Source organism: Nonomuraea sp. NPDC049784 (genome assembly GCF_040659615.1).
In the GTDB taxonomy this organism is placed as follows: Bacteria; Actinomycetota; Actinomycetes; order Streptosporangiales; family Streptosporangiaceae; genus Nonomuraea.
This window is the reverse complement of sequence record NZ_JBFAMX010000869.1, coordinates 1-3,387: the sequence shown is the minus strand read 5'-3', so window position 1 is coordinate 3,387 and position 3,387 is coordinate 1. Positions and strand designations below refer to the sequence as shown.

Sequence of the window (3,387 nt, the reverse complement as noted above, 5' to 3'; positions counted from 1 at the left end):
CGCTCTGCAACGCGCGCAGCACCGACTGCGCCGCCTGCTCCACCCCGGTGCTGGTGGCGGGCGGCAGGCCCAACGAGGTGGAGAACTACCGGCAGTAAATTCGCTCGCCCCGGCCGTTCCCGGTGCGATTTGCTGGACGCATGCGGATCCAGCCCATCGATCTCGACCGGCCGGGAAACCTGGTCACGGGCCTGCACGAGGCGTACCTGGCGGCCTACTCCGGCGATCCGGGGCCGACGATCTCGCCGGCCCGCTTCCGCCGCGAGATCGCCACGCATACAGCGGGTGAGCGGGCCGAGCTGTGGGCGGTCGTCGAGGACGGCGAGGTCGTCGGCGGCTACGGGCTGTCGCTCCCCCAGCTCGACAACACCCACATGGGCTGGCTCTTCCCCCTCGTGGTGCGCCCCGAGCGGCGCGGCCGGGGGCTCGGCTCAGCGCTGTTCGAGCATGTGCTGGAACGCTTGCGCGCCCACGGCAGGACCCTGCTCCTCACGGAGACCGCCGCCACCGGCGTGGGCGCCCGCTTCGCGCTCGCCCACGGCATGACGGTCTCCCTCGTGGAGGCCCGGCGCACGCTGGACCTCCGCAAGGCCGACTGGGACGCGCTGGAACGCATGCTCCCCCGCGTCGAGGGCTACCACCTCGAACGCTGGACAGGGCCGGCCGGGCCCGAGCTGATCCCCGACCTCGCGGCCCTGATGAAGGGCATGAACGACGCCCCGCGCGACGCGGACATCGAGGACGCGGACTTCAGCCTCGACCGCATCCGCGACCGTGAGGAGAGCATCCCGTACCGCGGCCTGACCGCGTACTCGATGATCGCCCGCCGCGACTCCGACGGGGCTCCCGCCGGATACACGCGCATCTACCTCGAAGCCGACCACTCCACCGGCTGGGGCCACCAGGCGGACACGACAGTGCTGGCCGAGCACCGGGGCCACCGCCTGGGCCTGCTGCTCAAGGTCGCCAACCTGCTCTGGCTCCGCGAGCACGAGCCGCACCTGGAGCGGATCATCACCTGGAACGCCACCTCCAACGCCCACATGCTGGCCATCAACGAGGCCATGGGCTTCGAGCTCTTCGACGAGTGGAACGAGTGGCGGCTGGCGTTATAGACCGGAGGTTGCGCCCATGTTAAGCGGAGGTTAGATCTCGGCCTCCGGCCCTTGTCCGAACATCCTTCTGTGGGGAGGCTCTGACCTGCACCTACTCCCCCCAGGAGGTTCTCCGTGAGTAAGGCACGCGTGCCGTGGAAGGCAGTGATCGGCGGGTCGATCGGGAATCTGGTCGAGTGGTACGACTGGTTCGTCTACTCCAGCTTCGCCGTCTACTTCGCCGCGTCCTTCTTCCCAGAGGGCGACACGACGGCACAGCTGCTCAACACCGCAGGCATCTTCGCCGTCGGCTTCTTCATGCGTCCGGTCGGCGGCTGGCTGCTCGGCCGCTTCGCCGACAGGAAGGGCCGCAAGGCGGCGCTGACGCTGACGGTGACGCTGATGTCGGGGAGCGCGCTGCTCATCGCGATCGCCCCGACGTACGGAATGGCGGGCGCCTTCGGCTCGGTGGTCCTGCTGGTGGCCCGTCTGTTGCAGGGCCTTTCGGTCGGCGGCGAGTACGCTGCCAGCGCCACCTACCTGACCGAGGCCACGCCGCAGGGCAGGCGCGGCTTCGCCTCCAGCTTCCAGTACGTGTCGATGACCGCGGGCCAGCTGGTCGGCCTCGGCCTGCAGATCATCCTGCAGAACACGATGTCGAAGGAGGCGCTCAGCTCCTACGGCTGGCGCATCCCGTTCATCGTGGGCGCGGTGGGCGCGGCGGTCGTGTTCTACCTGCGGCGCAGCCTGCTGGAGACCGAGGCACACGATGAGGAGACCAAGCACTCCCAGGAGCGCGGCACGATCAAGCAGCTCTGGGCGCACAAGAAGGAGGCCGTGCTGGTCATCGCGCTGACGATGGGCGGCACGGTCGCGTACTACACCTACACCACCTACCTCACCAAATATCTGGTCAACACCGCGGGCATGGCGAAGGAGACCGCGGCTCTCGTCAGCTTCTCCGCGCTGTTCATCTTCATGCTGCTGCAGCCGCTGGCGGGCACGCTGTCGGATCGGATCGGCCGGCGGCCACTGCTGATCACCTTCGGCATCGGCTCGATGCTCGGCACGGTGCCGCTGATGACCGCGCTGGGCAGCGCCAAGGCGTTCGGCGGCGCGCTGGTGCTCTCCCTGGTCGCACTGATCATCGTGACCGGCTACACCTCGATCAACGCGGTGGTCAAGGCAGAGCTGTTCCCCACTCACGTGCGAGCCCTCGGTGTGGCGTTGCCGTACGCGATCGCGAACGCGCTGTTCGGCGGCACGGCCGAGTATGTGGCCCTCTGGTTCAAGAGCGCGGGGATCGAGTCCGGCTTCTACTGGTACGTCTCCGCGCTCGCGGCGATCTCGCTGGTGGTCTACCTCACCATGCGCGAGACCCGCGATGCGGCGCTGACCAGGTCCGAGCAGGGGGAATCGGTGCCGGTCTCCGCTTAACCTGGCCATATGCGAGTTCTCCTGGTCGAGGACGACGATCGGCTCGCGTCCGCGCTCACCACGGCCCTCGCCCGGCACGGCCACCAGGTCATCCGGGCGGGGCTGGCCGTCGACGCCCTCCGCCTGGCGGGGGGCGTCGACTTCGTCCTGCTCGACCTGGGCCTGCCGGACATGGACGGGCTCGAGGTGCTGCGCCGTCTGCGCCGGGTGTCGGCGGTGCCGCTCATCGTGGTCACGGCCCGTACAGAAGAGCGTGAGGTGCTGCGCGGGCTGCGCTCGGGGGCCGACGACTACCTGATCAAGCCGTTCCGCACGGTCGAGCTGATGGCCCGCATGGAGGCGGTGGTGCGCCGCGGCACCAGGCCGCGGCCGGCCCGCGACGACGTGGTGAGCGTCGGCGACGTCCGCATCGACCTGGAGTCCAGGCAGGTCTCCGTGGCCGGGGAGCCGGTGACGCTGACCAGGCGCGAGTTCGACGTGCTGGCGATGCTGGCGCGCGAGCCGGGCGTGGTGCGCGGCAGGGAGGAGATCCTCGACGAGGTCTGGGGCGACCCGCTGCTGTCGGCGTCCCGGTCGCTGGACGTGCACGTGGCCAACCTGCGCTCGAAGACCGGCCGCCCCGGCCTGGTGGAGACGTTGCGCGGCACCGGCTACCGGCTGGGATCGACGGCGTGAACTCCCGCCTGGTGGTCACGTTCACCACGCTGATCGTCTTCCTCATCGCTGCGCTGGCCGTGCCGCTCGGCCTCGCCTACGCCTCCCACCGTACGAACCGGCTGCTCCTCGACCGCCGCGCCGACGCCACCCGCTTCGCCGAGCTGGCCGACCAGGCGGCCAGGGAGGACGACCGCGCGGG

3 protein-coding genes and 1 pseudogene are annotated in these 3,387 nt (G+C 69.9%); all 4 read left to right on the top strand.

Annotated elements, in window-relative coordinates; genetic code table 11:
- Window positions 1-140: 140 nt before the first annotated feature.
- Window positions 141-1,115 carry a GNAT family N-acetyltransferase gene (locus AB0J09_RS60115; RefSeq protein WP_360712702.1) on the top strand — a complete coding sequence of 325 codons (975 nt, stop codon included), beginning with the start codon at window positions 141-143 and terminating at the stop codon, window positions 1,113-1,115.
- Between the two features lie 114 nt (window positions 1,116-1,229).
- Window positions 1,230-2,531 (top strand): MFS transporter, encoded by a 1,302-nt coding sequence (locus AB0J09_RS60110; RefSeq protein WP_360712699.1) that lies wholly within the window; start codon window positions 1,230-1,232, stop codon window positions 2,529-2,531.
- Between the two features lie 9 nt (window positions 2,532-2,540).
- Window positions 2,541-3,206, top strand: coding sequence for a response regulator transcription factor (locus AB0J09_RS60105; protein ID WP_360712696.1), 666 nt, complete (start codon window positions 2,541-2,543; stop codon window positions 3,204-3,206).
- Window positions 3,203-3,387 (top strand): annotated as a pseudogene (locus AB0J09_RS60100) (sensor histidine kinase); the annotation flags it as partial. The gene AB0J09_RS60105 and the pseudogene AB0J09_RS60100, both read left to right, overlap by 4 nt.

Bases quoted from the DNA above. Each gene is read 5' to 3' on its own strand.
- AB0J09_RS60115 (WP_360712702.1), top strand. From the start codon at position 141: ATGCGGATCCAGCCCATCGATCTCGACCGGCCGGGAAACCTGGTCACG.
- AB0J09_RS60105 (WP_360712696.1), top strand. From the start codon at position 2,541: ATGCGAGTTCTCCTGGTCGAGGACGACGATCGGCTCGCGTCCGCGCTC.